The organism is Ahrensia kielensis DSM 5890, assembly GCF_000374465.1.
GTDB lineage: Bacteria > Pseudomonadota > Alphaproteobacteria > Rhizobiales > Rhizobiaceae > Ahrensia > Ahrensia kielensis.
This window is the reverse complement of record NZ_KB894532.1, coordinates 22,571-41,513: the sequence shown is the minus strand read 5'-3', so window position 1 is coordinate 41,513 and position 18,943 is coordinate 22,571. Positions and strand designations below refer to the sequence as shown.

At 49.4% G+C, this 18,943-nt stretch carries 17 protein-coding genes and 1 pseudogene; 9 read left to right on the top strand and 9 right to left on the bottom strand.

Features of this window, described 5'->3' with window-relative positions; genetic code table 11:
• Positions 1 to 5 precede the first annotated feature (5 nt).
• From C504_RS0114060 to C504_RS0114050, 3 genes are read left to right on the top strand one after another with little or no spacing between them, the layout of a single operon-like run.
• Entirely contained in the window at positions 6 to 500 is a 495-nt protein-coding gene (locus C504_RS0114060) for a TRAP transporter small permease subunit (RefSeq protein ID WP_018690001.1), read from the top strand.
• Positions 497 to 1,819, top strand: a complete 1,323-nt coding sequence (locus C504_RS0114055; protein ID WP_018690000.1) for a TRAP transporter large permease — start codon at positions 497 to 499, stop codon at positions 1,817 to 1,819. The genes C504_RS0114060 and C504_RS0114055 overlap by 4 nt, the downstream gene beginning before the upstream one ends.
• Before the next feature lie 9 nt (positions 1,820 to 1,828).
• The gene (locus C504_RS0114050) at positions 1,829 to 2,701 is read left to right on the top strand and encodes a hydroxymethylglutaryl-CoA lyase (RefSeq protein WP_018689999.1); all 873 of its coding nucleotides are present in this window, start codon (positions 1,829 to 1,831) and stop codon (positions 2,699 to 2,701) included.
• 41 nt (positions 2,702 to 2,742) lie between these two features.
• On the opposite strand, the gene C504_RS0114045 is transcribed toward C504_RS0114050, so the two are convergent.
• Positions 2,743 to 3,357: a TetR/AcrR family transcriptional regulator gene (locus C504_RS0114045; protein ID WP_018689998.1), complete on the bottom strand. Its 615-nt coding sequence runs from the start codon at positions 3,355 to 3,357 to the stop codon at positions 2,743 to 2,745.
• 89 nt (positions 3,358 to 3,446) lie between these two features.
• Between C504_RS0114045 and C504_RS0114040 the strand changes: the two genes are divergently transcribed.
• The gene (locus C504_RS0114040) at positions 3,447 to 5,492 is read left to right on the top strand and encodes an NADH:flavin oxidoreductase (RefSeq protein ID WP_018689997.1); all 2,046 of its coding nucleotides are present in this window, start codon (positions 3,447 to 3,449) and stop codon (positions 5,490 to 5,492) included.
• 49 nt (positions 5,493 to 5,541) lie between these two features.
• Here C504_RS0114040 and C504_RS0114035 read toward each other — a convergent pair whose 3' ends face one another.
• The 5 genes from C504_RS0114035 to C504_RS0114015 all read right to left on the bottom strand — a co-directional run bounded on the left by C504_RS0114035 (position 5,542) and on the right by C504_RS0114015 (position 10,116).
• On the bottom strand, positions 5,542 to 5,949 hold the full coding sequence (locus tag C504_RS0114035; protein WP_018689996.1) for a WYL domain-containing protein: 408 nt from the start codon (positions 5,947 to 5,949) through the stop codon (positions 5,542 to 5,544).
• A 140-nt stretch (positions 5,950 to 6,089) separates the two neighbouring features.
• The gene (locus C504_RS0114030) at positions 6,090 to 7,106 is read right to left on the bottom strand and encodes an AbrB family transcriptional regulator (RefSeq protein WP_018689995.1); all 1,017 of its coding nucleotides are present in this window, start codon (positions 7,104 to 7,106) and stop codon (positions 6,090 to 6,092) included.
• A 5-nt stretch (positions 7,107 to 7,111) separates the two neighbouring features.
• Complete coding sequence (locus C504_RS0114025; protein WP_018689994.1) at positions 7,112 to 8,623, bottom strand: tripartite tricarboxylate transporter permease; 1,512 nt, start codon at positions 8,621 to 8,623, stop codon at positions 7,112 to 7,114.
• 4 nt (positions 8,624 to 8,627) lie between these two features.
• Positions 8,628 to 9,068 (bottom strand): tripartite tricarboxylate transporter TctB family protein, encoded by a 441-nt coding sequence (locus tag C504_RS0114020; protein ID WP_018689993.1) that lies wholly within the window; start codon positions 9,066 to 9,068, stop codon positions 8,628 to 8,630.
• A 55-nt stretch (positions 9,069 to 9,123) separates the two neighbouring features.
• Positions 9,124 to 10,116, bottom strand: a complete 993-nt coding sequence (locus tag C504_RS0114015) for a Bug family tripartite tricarboxylate transporter substrate binding protein (protein ID WP_018689992.1) — start codon at positions 10,114 to 10,116, stop codon at positions 9,124 to 9,126.
• Positions 10,117 to 10,266: 150 nt separating this feature from the next.
• On the opposite strand from C504_RS0114015, the gene C504_RS0114010 reads away from it, so the two are divergent.
• Positions 10,267 to 10,944, top strand: a complete 678-nt coding sequence (locus tag C504_RS0114010) for a response regulator transcription factor (protein WP_018689991.1) — start codon at positions 10,267 to 10,269, stop codon at positions 10,942 to 10,944.
• The gene (locus C504_RS0114005; RefSeq protein ID WP_211097979.1) at positions 10,907 to 13,375 is read left to right on the top strand and encodes a sensor histidine kinase; all 2,469 of its coding nucleotides are present in this window, start codon (positions 10,907 to 10,909) and stop codon (positions 13,373 to 13,375) included. The genes C504_RS0114010 and C504_RS0114005 overlap by 38 nt, the downstream gene beginning before the upstream one ends.
• A 183-nt stretch (positions 13,376 to 13,558) precedes the next feature.
• On the opposite strand, the gene C504_RS0113995 is transcribed toward C504_RS0114005, so the two are convergent.
• The 3 genes and pseudogenes from C504_RS0113995 to C504_RS17960 all read right to left on the bottom strand — a co-directional run bounded on the left by C504_RS0113995 (position 13,559) and on the right by C504_RS17960 (position 15,826).
• Complete coding sequence (locus C504_RS0113995; protein ID WP_018689988.1) at positions 13,559 to 14,554, bottom strand: LLM class flavin-dependent oxidoreductase; 996 nt, start codon at positions 14,552 to 14,554, stop codon at positions 13,559 to 13,561.
• Positions 14,555 to 14,689: 135 nt separating this feature from the next.
• Positions 14,690 to 14,829 (bottom strand): annotated as a pseudogene (locus C504_RS19120) (IS6 family transposase); the annotation flags it as partial.
• Positions 14,830 to 14,950: 121 nt separating this feature from the next.
• Positions 14,951 to 15,826, bottom strand: a complete 876-nt coding sequence (locus C504_RS17960) for a helix-turn-helix domain-containing protein (RefSeq protein ID WP_083923195.1) — start codon at positions 15,824 to 15,826, stop codon at positions 14,951 to 14,953.
• A 189-nt stretch (positions 15,827 to 16,015) separates the two neighbouring features.
• Here C504_RS17960 and C504_RS0113985 point away from each other — a divergent pair, with 189 nt between their 5' ends.
• The 3 genes from C504_RS0113985 to C504_RS0113975 are packed head-to-tail and all read left to right on the top strand — an operon-like array spanning position 16,016 to position 18,938.
• A complete protein-coding gene (locus C504_RS0113985) occupies positions 16,016 to 17,050 on the top strand; it encodes a TRAP transporter substrate-binding protein (protein ID WP_018689986.1) in 1,035 nt (344 codons plus the stop codon).
• Between the two features lie 2 nt (positions 17,051 to 17,052).
• Positions 17,053 to 17,619, top strand: a complete 567-nt coding sequence (locus C504_RS0113980; RefSeq protein WP_245555219.1) for a TRAP transporter small permease — start codon at positions 17,053 to 17,055, stop codon at positions 17,617 to 17,619.
• Positions 17,616 to 18,938, top strand: coding sequence for a TRAP transporter large permease (locus C504_RS0113975; RefSeq protein WP_018689984.1), 1,323 nt, complete (start codon positions 17,616 to 17,618; stop codon positions 18,936 to 18,938). The genes C504_RS0113980 and C504_RS0113975 overlap by 4 nt, the downstream gene beginning before the upstream one ends.
• The last annotated feature ends 5 nt before the right edge of the window (positions 18,939 to 18,943 follow it).

Sequence of the window (18,943 nt, the reverse complement as noted above, 5' to 3'; positions counted from 1 at the left end):
AACTCATGCTCTATGCAGCGCAACTCGTAACGCGGGTTAATAAACTTCTATTTGATAGCGTCAAATGGGTGATTTTTCTCATCGCAGGATTGATGCTTTTTGAAGTCATCTCCCGCTACACATTTACCGCGCCCACCTCTTGGGCACCGGAACTTGCCACCTTGCTTTTCGGCCCGTTCTTTTTGTTTGGCGGTCCTTATTTGCTGCATATTGGCGGCCATGTGGCCGTTGATATTGTCAGCGCAAAAGCCGAAGGGCGCACGAAGCTTTTACTGACGGCTTTATCGATGCTGCTTGCATTGGTTTTTGGCGCGATCCTTTTGCGCTTTAGCCTGCCATTAGCTGTGAGCGCTTTTGAATATGGTGAAACCAGCTATTCGGGCTGGAACCCTGTGATATGGCCCGCCAAAGCGGCGCTGCCTTTCGCGGCTCTACTTTTAATATTGCAGGCGCTTGCTGAGTTGATTGTTCTGTTTAGCGGAAAAGAGACTGCGCAATGACCAGCTCATTCATTCTTATTGGTATGTTCAGCTCCCTTGTCGCGCTTATGCTTTCGGGCGCTGGGCTGGCATTCGTTTTGGGCGCGATTGCGTTTTTGTCGACCATTTTCATCTGGGGTCCGAACGCGCTGATTGTTACCACGCTCAACACGTTTGAGACGATGACATCTGAATCCCTGATGGCTATTCCGCTCTATGTGTTGATGGCCTCAATTCTTCAGAAATCCGGCATCATTGAAGATCTATATGAAGCCATGGAAAAATGGTTCGGCAATCTGCATGGCGGGCTGGCTATCGGCACTGTGGTTATCTGCACGATTATGGCGGCCATGACTGGCGTTGTTGGTGCAGCGGTGGCGGCGATGGGCATTCTTGCACTGCCGTCTATGCTTAAGCGCAAATATCACCCACCTTTAGCGCTTGGCGCGATCTGTGCTGGTGGCACGCTTGGCATTCTTATTCCGCCATCTGTCGTGACGATTGTTTATGCGATCACAGCGCAGATTTCGATAGGCAAAATGTTTATTGCCGGTATCATTCCGGGCATTATTTTGGCGGCAAGTTACAGCATTTATATCTATGTGCGTGCACGGCTTGACCCCACGATTGCACCGATTAATGAAGATATGGCGGACATTCCGCTTGGCGAAAAACTGCGCGCTTTAAAAACGCTGATCTTGCCTTTCTTTGTCATTATCAGTGTTCTTGGTTCTATTTATGCTGGCATTGCCACGCCAACGGAGGCGGCAGCTGTTGGGGTGTTTGGCGCGATCTTATCAAGCGCTATTTCAGGACGCTTGAAGGTCGACCAGCTTTCACAAGCGGCGGCTGACACATTACGTGTGACCGCCATGATCTTATGGATTACCATTGGTGCGCGTGCCTTTATTTCCGTGTTTGTTGCAACGGGCGGTGCGGATTCTATTTTGAGTTTTGTGCAAGATCTTGAAGCATCACGCTGGGTGGTTTTGGCCGCTATGATGTTCATTTTGATTTTGCTTGGCCTCTTCCTTGATGAAATTGGCATCATATTACTGTGTGTTCCGGTGTTCTTGCCAATCGTGAAACTGCTTGGCTTTGACCCGCTCTGGTTTGGTGTTTTGTTCATGATCACCGCGCAGATGGCCTATATTACGCCGCCGTTTGGATACACCTTATTCTACTTAAAAGGGGTGCTGCCTGATCACATTGGCATTGGCCAAGTTTATCGTGGCGTTATTCCATTCTTTTTGATCCAAGTTGTGGTGCTGATCTTGTTTATTATGTTCCCGCAGATCGTTACATGGTTGCCGGAACTTGGTTCTGCGCAATTACAGTGAGCATGAATTATGCCTGATAAACCAGACATCACAATCTTTGAGGTTGGCCCGCGCGATGGCTTACAAAACGAAGCGCAACATGTCGGCCTAAACGACAGGTTGAAGCTGGTCGAATTGCTGATTGATAGTGGGTTAAAAGCGATTGAAGTTGGTAGTTTTGTCTCGCCGAAAGCCGTGCCGCAAATGGCTGACACGGAGGCGTTGATTGATCTTTTGCCGCGGCCAGACGGTGTGCGTTATTCAACGCTTGTTCCCAATCTTAAAGGCATGGAAAAAGCGATACAAGCACAGGTGCATGAAGTCGCAATTTTTGCCTCAGCGTCTCAGAGTTTTTCGCAGCACAATATTGCGTGCAGCATTGAAGAAAGCTTTGAGCGTTTTGCACCCGTAATGGCAAAAGCCAAGGCGGTGAATATGCCTGTACGTGGTTATTTATCCTGCGCGTTTGGCTGCCCCTATGAAGGCGTGATTGCCGTTGATGCAGTTGTTATGGTTGCGCGGAAATTGATTGAGCTGGGCTGCTATGAAGTTGCGGTCAGCGATACGATTGGAATAGCAACACCGCAAACCACGCAAGTGGTGATGCGCAGCGTGATTGACGAAATTGGGGCAGGGGTAACGGCTGCCCATTTTCATGACACGCATGCACGGGCGCTTGATAATATCAAAGCTTGCTTAGAGTTGGATGTGACCACTTTTGACAGCGCGGTTGGAGGGCTGGGCGGTTGTCCTTATGCGCCTGGTGCAACGGGCAATGTTGCCACTGAAAGTGTTGTTGATATGCTTGCTAAGCTGGGGCTAAACACTGGCGTGGACATAGCGAAAGTAAATGTGGCCGCAGCCTATATTTCTAATGTGCTCAAACCAAATGCAGCTCTTTAGGGCAATAGGGCGCTGTCTGTGCTGGTCATTCGCAGTGAGAATTATTCCTTATGCCGCGCCAAAAAGCGCTCAACATCTTGTTCTTCTGGCGGCGTTCCTGCAAAGGCCTCAACGTAATATTGGACGCGCTCTAACCGTTCTTGCCGATCTTCTTCAATCTGCATCGAAATATAACCAATTTGCGTGTAAATAACCGTCAAGCTACGCGCCTCGGCTTGTTTTTGTGAAAAGCCATAGCGTCGAAACATAGCTGCGACAGCTTCGATCCGGCGGTTATCTGCATCACTCAACTGGTTTTGAAGATCAGGGGCAACGCGCGCCCAATTGCGAATAGCCAAATCGAGGCGGGAATCAAACAGCGCTGTATCAAGCCAGCAATCCATCAAATTGAATAAAGCCCCACCAATATTGGCAGCCGCCATATTGCACCGTTCAACAAGATTGCCGGTGTTTTTACTTTGCCAACGTTCGATCATTGCGGTGTGGAGTTCATCCAGATCGGCAAAAAACCAATAGAAGCCAGTTCGCGTCATGTTCAGCTTTTTAGCCAGTGGCATCACCTTTACGGCGTCGATGCCATCAGAAACCAGCATTTCATAAGCGGCATTAAGCCAAAGTTCTTTTGAGCCGCGCTGGCGTGAGGGTGTATTTTTCATCGTTAGAAAATAGAAAACTTGACATATATGTCAAGATGATTTTCATTCTTTGTGAAACCAGAAAATTATGTGATAGCGAGACGATTTAGATGACCAAAGATCCGTTACTGCAACCATATCAATTGAAGCATCTGACATTGAAAAACCGGATTATGACGACCAGTCATGAACCTGCTTATCCAGAAGATGGGATGCCGAAAGAACGCTATCGCGCGTATCATGAAGAACGTGCAAAAGCCGGTGTTGCACTTGCAATGACGGCTGGTTCTGCAGCGGTTTCTAAAGATAGCCCGCCTGTGTTCAACAATATCCTTGCTTACCGCGACGACGTTGTTCCGTGGATACAAAACCTGACTGATGGATGCCATGAACATGGCTGTGCCGTCATGATTCAGCTCACGCATCTAGGGCGGCGTACAACATGGAACAAAGGCAATTGGTTGCCTTCAGTTTCTTCATCCAAACACCGCGAACCTGCACACCGCGCCTTTCCCAAACTGATCGAAGATTGGGATATTGAACGCATCATCACAGATTTTTCTGATGCCGCAGAGCGCATGAAAGCTGGCGGTATGGATGGGATTGAGTTGCAAGTTTATGGTCACTTGCTCGACCAGTTCTGGTCGCCGCTTACCAATGATTTAGTTGGGCCATATGGTGCCGATACGCTAGAAAACCGGATGCGCTTTCCGCTGGATGTACTTGCCGCTGTTCGCAAGCGCGTTGGCCCTGAGTTTATCGTGGGGTTCCGCTACACGGCTGATGAGGCTCAAAAGGGCGGCATTACCGCTGAAGATGGGTTATTGATTTCCCAAAAGCTTGCCGAAACTGGTCAGCTTGATTTTCTCAATGTTGTGCGCGGGCGTATTCACACAGACCCTGCGATGACCGATTTGATCCCCATCCAAGGCATGAAGAACGCGCCGCATTTGGATTTTGCAGGACAGGTTAAAAAACTAACAGGTATGCCGACGTTTCATGCTGCTAAAATCCCTGACGTTGCTACAGCGCGCCATGCGATTGAAGCGGGGCTTCTTGATATGGTGGGCATGACGCGCGCGCATATGGCGGACCCGCATGTGGTCAGAAAGATCATGGAAGGGCGCGAAGACGATATTCGTCCTTGTGTTGGTGCAACATACTGCCTTGACCGGATTTATGAAGGCGGTGAAGCGCTGTGCATTCATAATGCAGCGACAGGGCGCGAATTGACCATGCCGCACACAATTCAGCCCGCTAAAGAAAAGCGTAAGATTGTGGTTGTGGGTGCTGGACCTGCAGGCCTTGAGGCGGCGCGTGTTGCTGCAGAGCGCGGCCATGAAGTGACAGTGTTTGAGGCGCAGCCCAATCCCGGCGGGCAGGTTCGTCTAACTGCGCAAAGTCCACGTCGCCGCGAGATGATCTCGATCATTGATTGGCGCATGTCACAGTGCGAGGCTCGCGATGTAGTCTTTCACTTCAATTTTTGGGCTGAGAAAGACGATGTCACGGCACTGAATCCTGATGTTGTGATTATAGCTACGGGCGGTATGCCAAACACGGAACTGTTTGAAACAAAGAAAGACGTGCCAAATGTTGTTACATCTTGGGATGTGATTGCAGGTGATGTGAAGCCAGCACAAAATGTTTTGATCTATGATGAAAGTGGGGACCATGCAGGTTTGCAAGCTGCTGAAATCGCGGCGGCTGCAGGATCAACGGTGGAAGTGATGACGCCGGACCGAACCTTTGCGCCCGGTGTCATGGCGATGAATTTGGTGCCCTATATGCGCGCGCTGCAAAACAAAGATGTGACATTTACAGTCACACGCAGATTGTTGGATGTGGCACGCAATGGCAATAAATTGAGCGCAACGATTGGTACAGATTACAGCGATCACACAGACGTAAAAGAGTACGATCAAGTCGTCGTCAACTACGGTACTTTGCCTTTAGATGAGCTGTATTTTGAATTGAAACCGCTTAGCTCAAATGGTGGTGCTGTGGACCATGACGCACTGATTGAGGGGGCGCCGCAGACCGTGAAACGCAATGAGGATGGTGCATTCCAGCTGTTTCGTATTGGGGATGCCGTTTCTGCTCGTAACACCCATGCGGCAATCTATGATGCGTTGCGCTTAGTGAAAGATTTATAAGTCCAAGTTTGGGAGCGCGGCTGAACGAAGTCGCGCTCTTTTGGCTACACTATTCGCAAATATTCTCTTTGATGAAACAGTTTGAACCAATGCAACCATCCCAGCCTTCTGCTTTGATGGATTGTGATTTTTCACTAAATTCACCTTCGACAATTTTTACAGACTTGATTTTATCGAACCGGAAAATTCGTTCGGATGCATAATCGCGCCCCTTGGTGCATCCACGCTTTTGCCAGCCATGCATATACATCTGCCCATTATTGCCAATTGCAATTTGATGCACATCAATGAGACGTGGAAGGCAGCCTTTGCTGGCGTCTTTGTCGTAAACCATTTCTATGGATTGATTTGTCTTTGCCGCTTCGCAAAGCGCAGCTTCATGCTTTGATTGGGCTAGAGCAGGCGAGGATAGCGAAATAGCAACAATAAACGTTGCGATTGTTTGGCTTATTCTCATTGCTGTGCTCCTCAAGATAAGGTGCTTGTCTAACGCATTTTGAGCGATTTTCACAGGGCTTAAAAACCACTGTGAAAATCGTTGTCTCGGCGCGAAGTCCTTCTTGCGGGATGAAGCTTTTTAGAATGAGGCGTTTGCTATTACCGTTTAGCGATAATCAGCGGTAGAATAATAATGAGCATGAACAGCCGGAAGATATGATGGGTTGCTACAAAGACAGGATCATAGCCCAAGGACAAAGCAATTGCGGCCATGCCTTCCACGCCGCCTGGCGCGTAGGAAACCCAAACTTGGCCAAATGGAACGCCCAAAATGGGGGCGGCCAAAGCGCTGGCAATTGCTGAGATGCTTATGGCTAAGGTTGATAATACAACACCAGCGACAGCTAATTTGCGTAACTCGCTGGCTTTAAATTGACCAAAGCGCGAACCGATGACACCGCCAGCAACCACAAATCCTATAAACAGGATCGGTTCCCATGGCCGCCCGTTCACCCAGCCAGCGCCATGCGCGATGCCAGAAACGATAAGGCCGGCGATCAACCATGCCGCTGGCAAATTAAACTTTTCAAACAGCTTTGCTAATAGAAAAGCGCCCACCAGCAAGACGAGACTGACAATAACGCTTGTTGACGCTTCTGCGTGCGCTGAGCTTGGCAGTTCGCCGCCGAGCACAGTGACAAGCGGCGGAAGGAATACCGTAATGGCAAACAGTCTGATGCCTTGCAGCACGGTGACTGTTCGAACATCGGCTTTCTTGTCGACAGCCAAGACGAGTGCATATGACAATGCGCCGGGGGAGGTTGCAAGCAATGCGGTGGTGCTGTCGGTTGCAAAAAAGCGTTTGAGTATCAGCGTTGCGACCAAGGTTGCGATAACCAATGTTACGGTCAACAGCACCAAGCTGAACGAGAAGCGGCTGATATCAGATAAAATTGTGGGTGTTATACCTGCACCCAAGGTTAAGCCGATAATGGCAAATGCAGTGTTGCGCCAAATGTTGGGCACCTGCGGTTTTGCCCCCATGAGTGCGCAGATCGTGACCGCAATTGTGCTGCCCACGAGAGCGGGCGCTGGCATGTGTAAATACATTGCCAGCGCCCCACCTATGCTGCCTGCTGCCAAAGCAACGGCAAATCTTTGTAGTTCTTGATTCATCGAGCTTACGTTGTTGCACCTTTAACAGCGCGGCGACGACGAATGCCAAACCAAACTGGTAGGATGACAACGATCGCAGCCAAAATGTAAAGAACTACACTATCGATCGATGTAAACAAGATAGACCAATCACCACCAGAGATGGAAAGTGCACGGCGCAAATTATCTTCGAACAGGCCGCCGAGCACGAAGCCCAAAATAACCGGTGCGAGAGAAAATTGTAGTTTGCGCAAGAACCATCCAAAGACGCCCAAGCCAATAATCATGTATAGATCATGTGGGTTTGAGACGACCGAATAAACACCAATGAACGCAAGTACGGCAATGAGCGGTGTTAGGTATTGCTGAGGAATGGTCAACATGCGGGCAAAGAGGCCCACAAGCGGCAAGTTGATGATCAAAAGTGCCAAATTGCCAACATACATTGAAGCAATCAAACCCCATGCGATTTCTGGTCGCTGAGTGAACATCAAAGGACCAGGTGTTACGTTGAACAGGAGCAAAGCACCAAGCAGGATGGCTGTTGTGCCTGATCCTGGAATGCCCAGTGTCAACATAGGCACCATTGCACCGCCCGCAGCCGCGTTGTTGGCAGCTTCAGGTGCAGCAAGACCGCGCGGGTCACCTGTTCCGAATGTGCCTTCAGTGTCTGAAATGCGCTTTTCAGAGCCGTAAGCAACAGCCGAAGCAACAGAAGCGCCTGTGCCTGGCAAGATTCCAATGAAAAAGCCAATGATAGATGAACGGATGATTGTCCATTTACAAAAAGCAAGATCTTTCATGGAGATGAAGGTTTTGTCGACTTTGAGAGCCTTCAATGTGCCTGCAGCTTGTTGTTCAACAAGATGGATAAGCTCCGCCATGCCGAACAAACCAATGACGATAACAAGGAAATCAATGCCTGCAAGAAGATCAGGTACGCCAAAAGTAAAGCGCATCACGCCAGTGTTTGCATCAATGCCGATAGAAGCAAGCATCAAACCGATCAACGCGCCGAGAAGTGTTTTGACGGGGTTTTTGCCAACTAATGATGCCAATGATGCAAATGCAAATACCATCAACGCAACATAATCTGATGGTGAAAATGTAACGGCATAAGATGAAAGAAGAGGGCCAAAGAGGCTCATGAGTACAACGGCAAATGTACCACCGATAAAGGAGGCGACAGCCGATATTGAAAGCGCACGGCCAGCTTCCCCATTTTTAGCCATTGGGTTGCCGTCAAGTGTCGTCATAACCGCACCAGCATCACCTGGTACGTTCAAAAGAATAGAAGAAATTCGGCCGCCATACTCTGCGCCATAGTAAATACCAGCGAGAAGAATAAGCGCAGATTCCGGTGGGAAACCTAGGCCATAGGCGATCGGTAGTAGTATGGCCACGCCGTTGATTGGACCAATGCCTGGTAGCGCGCCAATGAGTGTTCCTGCAAAACATCCTGCAAGAACGAGAAAAAGGTTGAATGGCTGTAGGGCAACAGCAAAGCCCTGCGCCAATCCTGAGAATACGAGATCCATTATACTACTCCAAAAAAGCCAGTAGTCCGGCTGGTAAATTGAGCTCAAGTAGGATCGTGCCTATTACATAGCCCAAGACCCCAGTCGTAACTGCGAAGATAAGAGATGCTTTGATATTTGCTCCGAGCATGATGGATAGCGCAGCGCAAAAAATGAATGTTGCAATCACGAATCCTGCTGGTTGGAACAACCAAGCATAGGCGCATAGCAAAACCACTAAACCTGCAAGACGTGTCCAGGTGTTGCGGTCGACTTTGAGGTCCCATACGTCTGGCTTATAAATAACTTGGGCACAGCATAATACGGCCAATACGCCTAAGATTCTTGGCCAAGATTCTGGTCCAAGGGGGTCATATTGGAAAGGAGCTTTGATGAGTGTGAAAGCAATCACACTATAGATTATTGCGCTAAGTAAGAGCAATGAAGCAAAAATTCTATCGGCCATAGTGTCCTCCCTTATGGCAAATGTGGCAGGATACTTAACCCTGCCACATCGTAATTTATTCGATTAGACCAGCTTCCTTGGCAACGTCGCGCATATGCTCAACACGCAGGAGCACGTCTTTCTGGAATTCTTCGCCAGCCATATTGAGAGGGAGCAATCCCTTTTCTTTCTGGATGTTGGCAAACTCTTCAGTTTCATAGGCAGCTTTGAACGCATCAGCCCAAGCATTGTAAGCTTCGTCAGAGACGTTTTTACCCATGTAGAAGCCGCGCAGAATGACCCATTCAGCACCTTCGTAGCCGAGTTCTTTTGTCGTCGGAACCTGGTCGAATGGCGCTTCCAGACGCTCAGGGCTCATAACTGCGAGAATACGCAATTTGTCGCCACCGACATAGGAAACCAACTCGCCTACATCGCCCATATAGGCTTGAATAGAACCGCCCAAAAGCGAGGCAATCGCTTCGCCGCCGCCATCAAATGCAACATAGCGCATTGCTTTAGGATCAAGATTGCGAGATTTGACCATCAACGCACCTTTCATCCAGTCTTGTGAACCGACGCCGCCGCCAGCACCAATTGCGATGGAGCCAAGATCGGCTTCAAGTGCTGTCATCAAATCATCAAGTGTTTTGTACTCACTGTCAGCATTAACAACAACCGCGCCAAAATCGGCACCTGCAGTCGCTACGAATTTAACGTCTTTTTCTCCAAACTGGCCGTATTTACCGGTCGCCATGTTCAAAAGTGAACCTGATGAAAACGCAACAATTGCGTTGGGATCATCTGTACGTGTTGTGTTGAAGAGGTTAATTGCAACAGCGCCGATGCCACCTGGCATAAATGTTACCTGCATTGGTCTGCTGGTCATTGAAGAAAGACCGGCCTGCGCGACACGACAAGTAATATCAAAGCCGCCACCTGGCTGTGCTGGTGCAATACACTCAGGCTTGTCGATTGCCATTGTGTGTGATTCAGCAAGAGCAAATGTTGTCAATGAAGTGGCAAGACCAGCAGCGATTGCTACACTGGTCAATAGGTTTTTAAACATGATTTTCCTCCCATAGGTTTTCATGATAGGCGTTTGGCCATAGCGAATGCTACACATGAGAACTGACGGTGTACTGCCACCAAGCTGACAGGAGGCTGACAAGAAATTTGTCTGCTTTACCAACTCAAAGTGTGGAAGTAGTCTGCCAACATGCGTATGTTGTTGGTCGAAGATAATGATGATCTCGCTGAAGCGATTTTGGATCGCTTACGCAGCGAAGGGCACGCTGTTGACCTTGAATCCAATGGCGAGGCCGCCAACGAACTTTTACGCCATACAAATTTCGATTTGGTTATTTTGGATGTCAATTTACCGGGTCGCAATGGTTTGGAAATATTGCGTTCCTTGCGTTCAAGAAACGACGACACGCCTGTCATTATTCTAACGGCGCGCTCTCAAGTTGATGACCGTGTTGTTGGGCTTGATGCAGGCGCTGATGATTTCATGATTAAACCTTTTGATTTTCGCGAACTGTCTGCGCGTTGCAGAGTGCTGGCGCGGCGGCGTTCGGGTTCTGCGTCAAACCGTTTTGAAGTTGACGGGTTGGTTTTTGACTACCGAGCAAAGCGCGCATTGGTGAATGGCCGCGATGTCGAACTGCGCGCGCGAGAAGTGCAACTGCTCGAAGTGTTCATCGCGGATTTAGGGAAGGTCATTGGCAAGGAAGAGGTTGCCAATAGGCTTTATGAATTTGATGAAACACCTAGTCTGAATGCGGTTGAACAAACGGTTACGCGCCTGCGCAAAAAGCTTGAAGGCTCATCCTTGAATATCAAAACCATGAGGGGGCTTGGTTACTTGGCCTATATTGATGATGCCGCTGGATAGGTTCTACAAGGATAAAGCGCCTTTAAACGAGAGCGACACTTCAACGGGCCATGTTTCACTTAGGCGGCGCTTACTGTCTCTTATGTTTGCAGCATTTGCTGTTCTTGTTGCTATCAACGCAACATTGATCTGGAGTTATGCGAAGGGCGCTTCCAACCGGTCCTATGATCTTTTGCTCGCTGGCGCATCCTTATCAATTTTAGAACGTGTGGGCACAACAACCGAAGGGCTTGGTGTTGATATTCCCTATTCGGCATTGGAAATTGTTGGTCTGGCAAAAGATGACCGTGTGTTTTACGCCGTCAATTCAAATCGCAGCGGATTGTTGACCGGAACGGACGGACTGCCGCGACCTGATAAATACAAACCTTCAAGTGACCCGGTTTTCTTTGATGAAATCTTTAGCGGCGAGCTTTTTCGCTTCGTGTTGCAGTCACGGCGCATTCAAACAATAACAGGGCCCGTATGGGTGGATGTACAGATCGGCCAATCTCGTTTTGCCCGTACTGCGCAGGCAAGGGAACTGTTTGTCAGCGGCGTGGCTGGGCTCGCATTTCTTTCGATTATCGGTCTGATTTTTGTTTGGCTTGCTATTCGGCGTGCTTTGCGGCCCTTAGCAAGCATTGAAAAAGATCTGGCTTGGCGCGAACCAAGTGATCTGTCGCCGCTGACCCTTGATCCACCGCGCGAAATTATAAGTCTGATTAAGGCGATCAATGAGTTCATGTCGCGGCTATCGAGTGCACGCACACAATCAGAAACTTTCATTGCTGATGTGGCTCATCAGACGCGAACATCACTGGCCGCTTTACAAGGACAGCTTGCGCTTGCTGGCGATGCTGACAGTGAACTTATGCTACGCAAGCGCCTGCGATTAGCCGAACGTCAGGCGGAGAAAGCAAGCAGGCTGACAAATCAGCTCTTGTCGCATGCAATGGTGACGCACCGCGCCGACCATGAACCTTTGAAAGAGATTAAACTAGAACCGCTTATTCGTGCGCTGCTTTCTGAAATGTTGCGCGACACGTCCCTGCGCCAGATTGAGTTGAGCTTCGAGGTCACGGGCAGTGACGTTAATGGTGGTGTGATAGCGGGTGATCCGATTTCACTGCGTGAAGCGATTCGCAATCTTATTGAAAATGCTGTGCGCCACGGGCCGCCGAAAAATGAGATTGATGTTTTGCTAAGCTGCGAAGATGCTCATATCGAAATCAAGATTAGTGATGCGGGGCCGGGGATACCGGAAAGCGAATATGAGGCTGTTTTGAAACGGTTTCATTCGCTTGATCAGAAAACGGCGGGTTCAGGTTTGGGGCTTTCAATTGTCAATCAGGTGGCTATTTCGCACAATGGGCAATTCATATTGTCCAAAGCTGCGCGCGGCGGACTTAGTGCGCTGCTTCGTTTTCCAGCGCTTATGGCATCTTTGTTTTTGTTCTTTACCGCTTTACCTGAAAATGCCTATGCCCAGACCGTATTAAAAGTTTGGAGTGCGACTGATACAAAAGCCATGCAGCCGGTTATTGAGGGCTTTGAAAAAGCCAATCCCACGATCGAAATTGAGTACCGTGAATTTCTAACCGTTGAGCTTCACGATACATTTTTGAAGGATAGCACTGCTGCCGATGTTGTAATTTCATCAGCAATGGATTTGCAGTTTGATCTTGTAAATCGCGGCCTTGCGCAGCCTGTTTATACGGCGGAGCCTCTGCCTGATTGGGCCGTGTGGCGATCAGAACTTTTCGGCTTTACCTTTGAGCCAGCCGTGCTCGCCTATTCCACTGAAAGATACGACATCAGTGAGCTGCCATACACGCACCGCGATCTGGCAACATTTTTGCGCGAGCAGCAAACAGAATTGAAGGGCCGTGTTGGCACATATGATGTGCGGCAATCGGGGATTGGTTATCTTTATGCGACGCAAGACGCAGCACAGGGGCAAGAAGCCTTGCGCATGACGGAAGCCCTTGGACGTGTCGATGCGCGGGTATTTTGCTGCACGGTTGTCATGCTCAATGCGATTGCAGAAGGTGAATTAGATTTTGCATATAATGTGCTTGGCTCTTATGCTCTGGCTTCAGCTAAAGCCGATCCGCGCATTGGTGTGATGCTTTTTGATGATTATAATTTGGTCATGGCACGCACTGCATTCATCTCTAAAGATGCAAAAAATCTGGCAGCTGCCAAGCAATTCGTGAATTTTCTTTTGTCAGTAGAAGGTCAACATCTGCTCTCTACAGCGCCTGCGATGATACCGATTATTGATGGCAATGTGCATTTCGAAAATCTCAATCATGGCCACAGCGAAAAAGAAGAATTTTCCTTTCTGCCGATTAGATTGTCCGCTGGATTGCTGACATATCTTGACCGGTTAAAGCGACAGCGCTTTTTGGACAATTGGGAAGGGGCTTTTTCATTAAGTCCGGAATGAGGGTTGTGTATGGCAGTGGGCTGAAAGCTTGTTTTCTGGCGATGATATTATATCTGATGGCGGAATTTATACTTCGGACATTCAGACATTAAATCGCTTCGATGGTAACGGCAAAACCGTTGAATATTGGGGGGCTGCAGCTCATTTTGCAAACGCCCAAAATGGCAATGGATTCTTCTGAAACTACACCGTGCGCAAATCCGCCAATATTTCTGCTGCGATTTGGAATGACTGCACGCGTGCAGCACTATCATGGATCATGCCTGTCACCATGATTTCATCCGGTTGATAGGTGTCGATAAGACTTGCTAATCGGTTTTTGACTGTCTCGGCTGACCCTGTCGCTGAACAGGACAGCGCATGTTTTACACCGTCAAGAATTGGCGCTGGAATTTGCGATGCAATATCATGTATCGGGTGCGGCAATTTTCCCGGTTTTCCTGTGCGTAGATTTGCAAAAGCGAGATATTGCGACGAACGTAGATACTCCGCTTCGGCATCGGTTTCTGCTGCGCAAACACCTGCCGCCATCATCGCGTAAGGTTGCTTCAAATGCTCAGAGGGCTGAAATGAAGCCCGATAAATCTTTAAAGCTTGTGCCAGTTGATCCGGCGCAAAATGTGAGGCGAAGGCATAGGGTAGGCCGAGATGTGCAGCCAATTGCGCGCCATAAAGGCTCGATCCGAGTATCCAAACAGGCACATGGGTTCCAGCGCCAGGAATGGCACGTACCTTGGCGTTATCGGGCGCGTCCCCCAAATAGCCAATCAGTTCCTGCACGTCCTGCGGAAAACTGTCGTCTGGCGCCATATGGCGGCGCAACGCGCGGGCCGTTGCCATGTCTGTTCCGGGTGCTCGGCCCAAACCAAGGTCTATCCTATCAGGATACAATGTCGCCAATGTGCCGAATTGTTCTGCAATCACCAAAGGCGCGTGATTGGGTAGCATAATTCCACCTGCACCAATGCGCATGGTCTTCGTCGCACCTGCCACATGACCGATCACGACGGCGGTTGCTGCGCTCGCAATACCGGGCATATTGTGATGCTCGGCCAACCAGAAGCGGTGATATCCTGCTGCTTCTGCAGCTTTGGCCAGCTCAACCGTATTGGCGAGAGCATCCGCGGCGGATTTGCCTTCGGGGACTGGCGAAAGATCAAGCAGTGAGAATTTATTCATTGTTATGCTCCTTAGCGCCTCAACTAGGTGCCCGTAGCTGCCTTTCCAAGGTCAACGAAGGTTTATTCATTGCAAATCTCCGAAGTCACAAAGGTAAATGCTTTAAGTTGCTTGATGCTGTATGTCTGGACACATTCATCCCGCGAGGGCCGCAAATTGTTTCAAGCGGATTGGCCAGGGGCGTTGAACTGACGCTTTTGGAACATGTGCGCGACTTCGATACATTCTAGTGTTACTGAGGCTGAATGAAAGGACTTGAAGCCTTTTATTTTCCGCTGAAACTAATGGTTATATCTCAATACCGGTGCGCTAACGTAAAACCTAAAACAACCTGACAAAACGTAATCGTTTCTCAAAGTTTGCGACAGAGCCGCAAAGGCTGACTGCAAGAGTGCATTACGGCCAAGCTGCATAAGACAGGTGATTTTTGCTCGAATGTAGGTTTCTGCGCTGGTAGTTGGGTGAGTGGCCACATATTCGTTTATAAAAGCGACTGAAATATGCGGGGTCAGTAAACCCTAACTCTTCTGCAATCTCGGATATTTGCAGGCTCGAATCGTCAAGCAGCGCATCGGCCTCGTGAATAATTCGGGCGTGGATGAGTGTTAAAGGCGGGCGACCGGTGGTACGGCGCAAGGTAGAGTTTAACCGATCTGGGGTAACGCCAATTTCTTGCGCATAACGGGCTACCGTCCAGTGGTCGCATAGGTGCAATTCCACCAATTGCAGGAACTGTAAAGCGATAGTGCGCGGTAGCGGTTGTGCTTCGCGTTGTACTGGCCCAGACATGCGCCACACTGAAATGAAAAATAGACTCAACAGATGCTGTATACTTTCTTGCGCGCCGGAGTCCTCGCCATCTATCTCATCACTGATGTTCTCAAGTGTATGAGATAATTTTTTGATATGCTTGAGATCAATTCTGGTTTTGATAAGCGGATCCATAAGGATTGCACGTATTTGGGAAGAAATAGGTCCGGTTGGAACACTTTGAGCCAGTCCAACCTCCGTTACGGACAGAAGCTCACCGCGGCACCCGGCTTCCAATACGATGCGCGTCGCGGCACCCGGCGGTAGCCAGATCAAGCAAGGCGCAGCAAATGCGATTTCACCACGCTGCAAAACCACATTGCCTTCGCCAGCTAACAAAACATAACAGCGATGACGCTTGTCACGAAACAGGGTTTCACCACGGGTTAATAGGTTCGGAACTGAGGTTACGTCTACCTCTGGAGGAGAGTTGAAATCGTATATTCTGGGCGAAATTACCATCTCTCCTTTCTATCATAAGATGCCTTGAAAAGTACAATTATTATCTGAAAAAATCCATTACTGAGGAAGATGTTCCCCCATATCATCCTAAGGCAAGGTGGTCGGAACCAGTCTGGAGGCGGCAACGATCACCGAAATAGCGCGGGGTATGACGTGATAGGTCATGGCCTGCTTTGTGGAGGAAATATCATGATCAATCGACGACAGATTCTTGTCGGCGGCGCCGCTGCAATCGCGATGCCAGCCTATATACGTAAATCTTGGGCGCAAAACCCCGAAGTTGAACTCAAGCTACACCATTTTTTGGGTCCCAAAGCACCTGCGCATAGCCAGATGCTATTGCCATGGGCGCAGCGAATTCAGGACCAATCTAAGGGGCGGATAAAAATTGAACTCTACCCTGCAATGTCGCTGGGCGGCGCTCCGCCGCAACTGTTCCGCCAAGTCGCTGAAGGTGTGGTTGATATTGTTTGGACGTTGAACGGCTATACGCCTGGATTATTCCCGCGCTCGGAAGTCTTTGAGTTACCGACTGTATTCACGAATGATTTAACAGCTGCAAACCTAGCGATGCGCGATATGTTCGACGAGCATCTCGCATCTGAATTTGCAGATGTGAAGGTATTGTTCATGCATGTCCACGCTGGACAGGCACTGCATATGGCGGAAAAATTAGTGCGTTCGCCGGACGATACAAAAGGCTTGAAATTGAGAGTTCCTGGCCCAACTGGCAATGCAGTTGTCGAGGCAATGGGGGCCACTCCGGTCACGATGCCTGTACCCGATTTGCCGCAAGCCCTCAGCACCAGTGCCGTTGATGGAGCGTTGATACCATGGGAAATCATTCCACCTTTGCAATTGCATGAGGCCACAAAATATCAAATTGAAGGTCCTAATAATAATCGTTTTGGCACTTCGACCTTCCAAGTCTCGATGAACAAAGCACGGTGGGAAGGGCTTCCCGACGACCTTAAGCAGATATTCACCGATAACAGCGGTGAAGACTGGCTCCGCGAAGTTGCCGATATTTGGCGCGGTGCTGATGACTTCGGGATCAAAATGGCGGTCGACAATGGCAACGAACATATCGTTCTAAGCGATGATGAAATGGCCGCTTTTAACAATGCTCTTGCCCCTGTTGTTGACCGTTGGATTGGCGAACAATCTGGCTTTGATGCCGCGGCACTGGTTGCTGCTGCACGCAAAGCTATGGCGGGGAGCTAATCTTGGTCCAGACCATGGATAAGGCGGCAAGCACTGAACCGCCTGCCGCCGCAACCCAAACACGCATTGGCGCATGGATCGTTTGGTCCGTGCGCTGGTGGGCGTTGCTGGGCGGAGTGCTTGTCATGGGATTGGCACTCATGACTGCCGCCAGTGCTGTATCTAATCTTATAACAGGCATACCGTTTTCGGCAGATTACGAGTTGGTGAAACATATCATTGCCATCGCGATTTTTATGTTTCTGCCCTATTGCCAAATCACCGGATCGAATGTGTCGGTTGATGTATTCACCGAGCGGATGAGACCCCGCGCAAAGACTGCGATGGCTGTGCTGTCGTCTGCGCTCGCGTTGGGCTTTGCGCTCTTCATGCTGGTGCTGATGTATGGCGGTTTGCTGAGCTATCTCAAATATCGCGAAGTGACCCCTGTATTAAAGCTTCCACTTTGGACAGCCTTTCCGCCGATACTTTTGTCGTTGCTATTACTTGCGCTTGCCGCGTGCGTGACGCTTGTCGCCCACCTTAGGGCCATGCGGGTATTGAAAACCACGAACGGGACACATCCATGATCGACAGTTTTCTTATTGGCATTGGTGGGCTTTTAGCCCTGCTGTTCTTGATCGCTATTCGTATACCGATTGCTTACACGATGATCTTGATTGGCATCGTTGGCATTTCGTTGCAATCAGGGCCATCGATCATCCTGAACCAGTTGAAGGATCTGGCTTACGCACAGTTCTCGAACTATGATTTGTCAGTCTTGCCAATGTTCATTTTAATGGGCGGTCTTGCTGCTCGCTGTGGGCTGTCAAACGACATTTTTCGCGGTGCGAATGCTTGGCTTGGCCGTTTTCGAGGTGGTGTTGCAATGGCAGCAATCGCTGCTTGTGCAGGCTTTGGAGCAGTTTGCGGCTCATCCACGGCAACCGCATCGACTATGGGGCAGGTGGCAATACCCGAGCTTCGTAAATACAAATATTCAGGCGCATTGGCGACCGGATGTATCGCGGCTGGAGGCACGCTGGGCATACTGATCCCGCCTTCAGTCGTACTGATTGTCTATGCGATCATCGTTGAAGTGAACATTGTTAAAATGTTCGCCGCTGCATTGATCCCGGGCCTAATGGCAACGCTTATGTTTATCGTGACGATCTCGCTTTATGTCCGTTTTGTACCGGGCTCTGGGCCCAAAGCTGAACCTTTGCCTTTGCGCGATTTGGGAGCTGCAACCATAGCAATGTTGCCGGTTCTGCTGATCTTTGGTGTGGTGATTGGCGGCATTTACGCAGGTATCTACAGCCCTACCGCAGCCGCTGCGATCGGTGTTGTTATGGTCCTCATTTATGGGGTTTCGCGCCGCCGACTAAGTTTGCAAAACACCATCGATGCATTTTTGGAAACCGCCCGCAGTAGCGGCATGATTTTTCTGATTGTTTTTGGTGCCGAGCTTTTGAAAATTTTCATGTCTCGCGCGGGCGTTCCGCAGGCCGCAGCTGAATTACTTCAGGGGAGCGGCCTTGCACCGATGACCATCATGGTTCTGATTATTGTCATCTTTTTGATCCTTGGATGTTTGATGGATAGCTTGTCGATGGTGATCCTCGCTATCCCATTCTTCTGGCCCGTAGTCGCTGGTTTGGATTACGGCCTGACGCCAGATGAAACTAAGCTCTGGTTTGGGATCATCATATTGGTGGTGGTTGAACTGGGCCTGATTACACCGCCTGTCGGGCTAAATGTGTTCATCATTAACGCGGTCGCAAAAACGGTTCCTATGCGCGAAACGTTCAAAGGCGTGATGCCGTTTTTTGGCTCTGAAATCATTCGTATCGCGATCCTCGTTCTATTCCCCGGTATCGCGCTGTTCCTTCCAAGATTACTACAATGAGGTTT